At 67.2% G+C, this 6,136-nt stretch carries 6 protein-coding genes; 4 read left to right on the forward strand and 2 right to left on the reverse strand.

The window, feature by feature from the left end; all coding sequences use genetic code 11:
• Together ACE026_RS16125 and rpoE are read right to left on the reverse strand one after the other, a co-directional pair.
• A partial coding sequence (locus ACE026_RS16125; protein WP_486039860.1) for a sigma-E factor negative regulatory protein occupies positions 1-621 on the reverse strand: 621 nt, incomplete at its 3' end.
• Entirely contained in the window at positions 618-1,238 is a 621-nt protein-coding gene (gene rpoE, locus ACE026_RS16130; protein WP_121038769.1) for an RNA polymerase sigma factor RpoE, read from the reverse strand. The genes ACE026_RS16125 and rpoE, both read right to left, overlap by 4 nt.
• 238 nt (positions 1,239-1,476) lie before the next feature.
• Here rpoE and ACE026_RS16135 point away from each other — a divergent pair, with 238 nt between their 5' ends.
• From ACE026_RS16135 to ACE026_RS16150, 4 genes are all read left to right on the forward strand, one after another.
• Complete coding sequence (locus tag ACE026_RS16135; RefSeq protein WP_486039862.1) at positions 1,477-3,540, forward strand: 3-hydroxyacyl-CoA dehydrogenase NAD-binding domain-containing protein; 2,064 nt, start codon at positions 1,477-1,479, stop codon at positions 3,538-3,540.
• Between the two features lie 145 nt (positions 3,541-3,685).
• The gene (locus tag ACE026_RS16140) at positions 3,686-4,549 is read left to right on the forward strand and encodes a pirin family protein (RefSeq protein ID WP_486039863.1); all 864 of its coding nucleotides are present in this window, start codon (positions 3,686-3,688) and stop codon (positions 4,547-4,549) included.
• Positions 4,550-4,660: 111 nt separating this feature from the next.
• A complete protein-coding gene (gene aqpZ, locus ACE026_RS16145; protein WP_486039864.1) occupies positions 4,661-5,383 on the forward strand; it encodes an aquaporin Z in 723 nt (240 codons plus the stop codon).
• A 232-nt stretch (positions 5,384-5,615) separates the two neighbouring features.
• Positions 5,616-6,077 (forward strand): hypothetical protein, encoded by a 462-nt coding sequence (locus tag ACE026_RS16150; protein WP_486039866.1) that lies wholly within the window; start codon positions 5,616-5,618, stop codon positions 6,075-6,077.
• Positions 6,078-6,136 lie beyond the last annotated feature (59 nt).

The following is a 6,136-nucleotide window of genomic DNA, read 5'->3' on the forward strand; positions in this document are numbered from 1 at the left end:
GCGCGCGGCCTGCTGGGTGCGCGTGGCACTGGCGCTGGCGCGGCGTGCCGTCGCCACGTCCTGGCGGCGGCTGGCGGCCGCTACCGCGGCAGCGGGCACCGCCGCCACGGCGAGCGCCTGTTCGGCGGCAGAGGCTTCGGTCACCGGCGCGGCAGGAAGTTCAGCCTGGCTGGCGATGATGGTGGTCGGCGCGTCCAGCGGGGCCGGGGCCGGCAGCTGCTCGCGGGTCATGAACATCGCCACGGCCGCGACGGAGGCGGCCAATGCCGCCCCACCGCCCCAGCGTCGCCAACCGCCACGACGTTGCTGGCCGTCCTCGCTGCGCTCGACCCTGGCCTGCATCGCCGGTACCGGCTCGGCCGCGACGGAAGCGCGCACACGCTCGGCGAAATCGACCGGGGCCGGTGCGCAGGCCTGTCCGCGCAACGCATCGCCCAGCATCTGCCAGCGTTCGTTGCAGCTCGACAACGCCTCATCGTGTTCCAGCCGGCGCAGCATGAAACGGGCTTCATCGGCGGACAGCTCGCCATCGATCAACGAGGACAGCTGCTGCCGGTAATGGGCGTCGAATTTATCGGGGGACGCGCCCCGGGAAGCATCATTGGACATATCGTGGCTCATGCGCGGCTCTTCTCGCGGGTGGCGCTGCCCACATCGAGCAGCGGCCGAAGTTCAGTGTCGATCGCCTCACGGGCACGGAAGATCCGCGACCGCACGGTGCCGATCGGGCACCCCATCTTCTGCGCGATTTCGTCGTAGCTCAGGCCGTCCACCTCGCGCATGGTGATGGCCGACCGCAGTTCTTCAGGCAGCGCGGAGACCGCCTTCATCACCGTCTGTTCCAGTTCCTGGCGCATCAACTCGCGTTCGGGCGTGTCGGTATCGCGCAGGCGGGTGCCGCTGTCGTACTGCTCGGCGTCCCCGATCTCGATGTCATCGGTGGGCGGGCGGCGGTTGTGCGCGGCAAGATGGTTCTTGGCAGTGTTCACGGCAATCCTGTGCAACCAGGTATAGAACTGGGCGTCGCCACGGAAACTGCCGATCGCGCGGTAGGCGCGGACGAAAGTGTCCTGGGCCACGTCCTGACATTCACTCCAGTCCGCGATGTAGCGCCCGATCAGCGCGATGACCCGATGCTGATACTTGCGTACCAGGACATCGAACGCCCCGCTCTCGCCACGCTGCACACGTCGGACCAGCTCCAGGTCCAGCTCCTGTGGTGTTTCAACCTCGGCCATGGGGGGCCGCACTCCTGTCAGCCCAACCGACGTCGGGCAATGAGACTGCCAATCCCGGGAAAAGTTCAGCGCTCGATCACACAGCGCCGCACCAGCTTTTAACCACCGTTCCGTTAAGGTTTCCGATCCAGGCAATGAATCGGCGGTATCTCTCCCCCAGCTATAGGGATTTGACGGGGAGGAAACAACCTCTGGATCATAGCCCCCTTCTCCATACACAACCGGATGGAACGTTCCCATGCTCTCAGGCTTCGATGGGCTCCGCTTCTCGCATTGGCACCCGCAGATCCGTGACGATGGCGTCGTCGTGCTCAGCCTCGACCGCCAGGACAGCAGCGTCAATGCCATGTCGCAGGACGTGCTGCTCGAACTGGGCGACCTGATCGAGCGGATCGCGATGGACCCGCCCAAGGCGGTGGTGATCCAGTCGATCAAGGCGGCCGGCTTCATCGCCGGGGCGGACCTGAAGGAATTCCAGGAATTCGACCGCCGCGGCACCGTCAACGACGCGATCCGCCGTGGCCAGAGCACGTACCAGAAGCTGGCCGAACTGCCCTGCCCGACCGTCGCGGCGATCCATGGTCATTGTCTGGGCGGCGGCACAGAGCTGGCCCTGGCCTGCCGTTACCGCGTGGCCTCCAATGATGCCTCCACCCGCATCGGCCTGCCGGAAACCCAGCTGGGCATCTTCCCGGGCTGGGGCGGCAGCTCGCGCCTGCCGCAGCTGGTCGGCGCACCGGCGGCGATGGACATAATGCTGACCGGCCGCAATCTGTCGGCCTCGGCGGCCCGCAATATCGGCCTGGTCGACAAGGTCGTCGCGCCGGCCGTGCTGCTCGATACCGCGGTGTCGCTCGCACTGAAGGGCACTACCCGCCCATTCAAGCAGCGCGCGACCGCGTGGATCACCAACACCTGGCTGGCACGCAAGCTGCTCGCCCCACAGATGGCCAAGCAGGTCGCCCGCAAGGCACGCAAGGAGCATTACCCGGCGCCGTACGCGCTGATCAACACCTGGGCACGCACCGGTGGCAGCCCGATCCAGACCCGTCTGGATGCCGAACGCCGCGCGGTGGTGAAGCTGGCCGGCACCCCGACCGCACGCAACCTGATCCGCATCTTCTTCCTGACCGAACGCCTGAAGGCTCTGGGCGGCAAGGACCACGGCATCCAGCACGTACACGTGGTCGGCGCCGGCGTGATGGGCGGCGACATCGCCGCGTGGTCGGCCTACAAGGGCTTCAACGTGACCCTGCAGGATCGCGAGCAGCGCTTCATCGACCCGGCCATGGAGCGTGCGCAGGCGCTGTTTGCCAAGCGGGTGAAGGACGACAGCAAGCGCCCGGCCGTGGCCGCGCGCCTGAAAGCCGATCTCGCTGGCGAGGGCGTGGCCCAGGCCGATCTGGTGATCGAAGCCATCATCGAAAACCCGGAAGCCAAGCGCGAGCTGTACCAGTCGCTGGAGCCGAGGATGAAGGCCGATGCGCTGCTGACCACCAACACCTCCTCGATCCCGCTGGACGAACTGCGCGACCACATCCAGCGCCCGGCGCAGTTTGCCGGCCTGCATTACTTCAACCCGGTCGCGCAGATGCCGTTGGTGGAAATCATCCATCACGACGGCATGGCGCCGGAAACCGAGCGCCGCCTGGCCTCCTTCTGCAAGGCGCTGGGCAAGTTCCCGGTGCCGGTCGCCGGCACCCCTGGCTTCCTGGTCAACCGCGTGCTGTTCCCGTACATGCTTGAAGCTGCCACCGCGTATGCCGAAGGCGTGCCGGGCCCGGTGCTGGACAAGGCCGCGGTGAAGTTCGGCATGCCGATGGGCCCGATCGAACTGCTCGACACCGTTGGCCTGGATGTGGCCGCTGGTGTGGGCAAGGAACTGGCGCCCTTCCTTGGCCTGCAGGTACCGGCCGCCCTGGCGACCGTGGAACAGGGCAAGCGTGGCAAGAAGGACGGCCAAGGCCTGTACAAGTGGGAGAACGGACGCGCGCAGAAGCCGGACGTCCCCGCCAACTACGAGGTCCCGGCCGATCTGGAAGACCGCCTGATCCTGCCACTGCTCAACGAAGCGGTGGCCTGCCTGCACGACGGCGTCGTCGCCGACGCCGACCTGCTCGATGCCGGCGTGATCTTCGGCACCGGCTTCGCCCCGTTCCGCGGCGGCCCTATCCAGTACATCCGCGCCACCGGCGCCGATGCCCTGGTCGAACGCCTCAAGGTCCTGCAGCAGCGCTATGGCGATCGCTTCGCCCCGCGCCCGGGCTGGGATTCGCCGGCACTGCGTGAGCCGGTGATCTGAGGATCGCGAAAACGCCAGCGCACGCTGGCGTTTTTTGTGTGTGCTCGCGCGTGAAACCAGAACACCCTGTTACCGATACAGGCCTCCCACCTCCACACCCCGCATGCGATCCTCCCGCTCTGTCCCCGCCAGCGAGACCGCCCGCATGACGACCATCATCGCCCCCCGCATCCATGACATCGGTGGCCTGCAGGTGCGCCGCGCCGTGCCGACTCTGCAGGCGCGCAGCGTCGGGCCATTTGTCTTCGTCGACCAGATGGGCCCGGCCGTGCTTTCCCCCGGCACCGGGATCGACGTGCGCCCGCACCCGCATATCGGCCTGGCCACCGTCACCTTCCTCTGGTCCGGCGCCATCGGCCACCGCGATACCCTCGGCTCGGACCAGGTGATCCGCCCCGGCGACGTCAACTGGATGACCGCCGGCCGCGGCATCGCCCACTCCGAGCGCACGCCCGCCGTCGAACGCGAACACGACCACCCGCTGCACGGCATGCAGACCTGGCTCGCGCTGCCAAAGGATTTCGAAGAAACCGACCCCGCGTTCTACCACCACGCGGCCGCGACCCTGCCCCAGCAGCGCCGAAACGGTGCCTGGCTGCGCGTCATCGCCGGCCGCGCGTACGGCGAAGAATCCCCGGTCAAGGTGTTCGCCGATACCCTCAACGTGGCCATCGATCTCGACGCCGATGCGGAAATCGACCTGGATACGGGCCACGCCGAACGCTCGCTCTATATCCTCGAAGGCCAGGCCCAGCTCGACGGTGTGGACGTCCCTGCCCAGCATCTGATCATTCCCGAGCCCGGTGCACGCGGCCGCCTGCGCGCCAAGACCCCGATCAAGGCGATGCTGATGGGCGGCGAACCGCTCGATGGCCCGCGCCACCTCTGGTGGAACTTCGTCTCCAGCTCCACCGAGCGGATCGAGCAGGCCAAGCACGATTGGGAAGCCGGTCGCTTCGGCACCATCCCCGGCGACGATAAAGAGTTCATTCCGCTGCCCGCGTACTGATCCGGGCCGGCGGCGACCGTTCGTCGGGTCTTGACGCCACCGTCACCCCGATGAACCTCGATTCAGCTACGGTGCGCCTGCCCACCCCGGGCATAACGTTGGAGCACGTCGATGAGCATGGGCAAACGTCTGGCCGCCGAGTTCCTGGGCACGTTCTGGTTGGTGTTGGGTGGGTGTGGCAGCGCGGTACTGGCCGCCAAGTTCGGCGGCGACGGCAATCCGTTGGGGATCGGCTTTCTGGGCGTGGCCCTGGCCTTCGGCCTGACCGTGCTGACCGGCGCCTATGCGTTCGGGCACGTCTCCGGCGCGCACTTCAATCCAGCGGTCACTGTCGGCCTGTGGGCCGGCGGCCGTTTCCCCGCCCGTGACCTGCTTCCCTACATCGTGGCGCAGGTGCTGGGCGGCGCGCTGGCCGGTTTCATCCTGCTGCAGATCGCCTCCGGTGCGCCGGGTTTCCAGATCGATGGCAGCCAGGCCGGCGCGTTCGCGAGCAATGGCTACGACGCCCTTTCACCGGGCGGCTACAGCGTCGCCGCCGCCTTCCTGTGTGAAGTGGTCCTCACCGCGTTCTTCCTGATCGTGATCATGGGCGCGACCCACGGCAACGCGCCAGCCGGCTTCGCCCCGATCGCGATCGGCCTGGCGCTGACGTTGATTCATCTGATCAGCATTCCGGTCACCAATACCTCGGTCAATCCGGCGCGCTCCACCGCCGTGGCGCTGTTCGCCGGCAGCGGCGCGCTCAGCCAGCTGTGGCTGTTCTGGCTGGCACCGCTGCTGGGCGGGCTGATCGGCGGCATCGTCTACAAATGGATGGGGGCCACGCCCCGCTGACGGTGGTGGCCGGGCGGCCCCTGGACCGCCCGGCGTCGGCGCAGAAAGGTTCACCTGAAACCGTTATTTGTACACTGAGTCACATTCCGTTAAGGTCCCGATCACTCGTCCGACACTGACGGCAGCGAGTGATCCGGTACGCGCGCGGGGAATGCGCCACCACGGCCTGGGTTGTCGACGGCCACCGGAATGCCTGTCAGCGACGGACGCGATCATCGACCTTGGGGGAACCATGAACGTCCTGCGCGCTGTCGTATGTGTGTGTCTGCTGGTCACTGCCGGCGCCGTTGCGGCGCAATCGACCAGCGAATGTCCGTCCCTGCCCGCCAGCAGCGGCCTGCAATGGCAGGCCCTCGCCCAGCGCGACTTCATCCTGTGCAAGGCCACCGCCGCCGATGGCCGCGAAGTGCTCAGCCTGACCTTGAGCGCGCGCAATCCCGAGCTGCCGTTGAACCGCACGCTACGCCAGGAAAAAGGCAGCTTCGCCGGTGAAACGCTGTACTGGTACCAGCCCGACCTGGGTGGACAGAAACCGCCGGGCTATGACACCCGCCGGATCACCGTAGTGAAATTCGACAAGAACCGTTTTGCGCAGATTGCGCTGTACGCCGGCGACAAGAGCGAACTGGGTTCGCTGCAATCGCTGGCGCAGGGCATGAACCTGACGCCCTCGGCTGTCGCCGCCGGGCGCTGAGGACGAGGTCGGGACGGTGCACCGCACTCATCCCGTCATCCAAGGTAACGCCGGGCGCG

The organism is Stenotrophomonas sp. AGC87 (assembly GCF_057333975.1).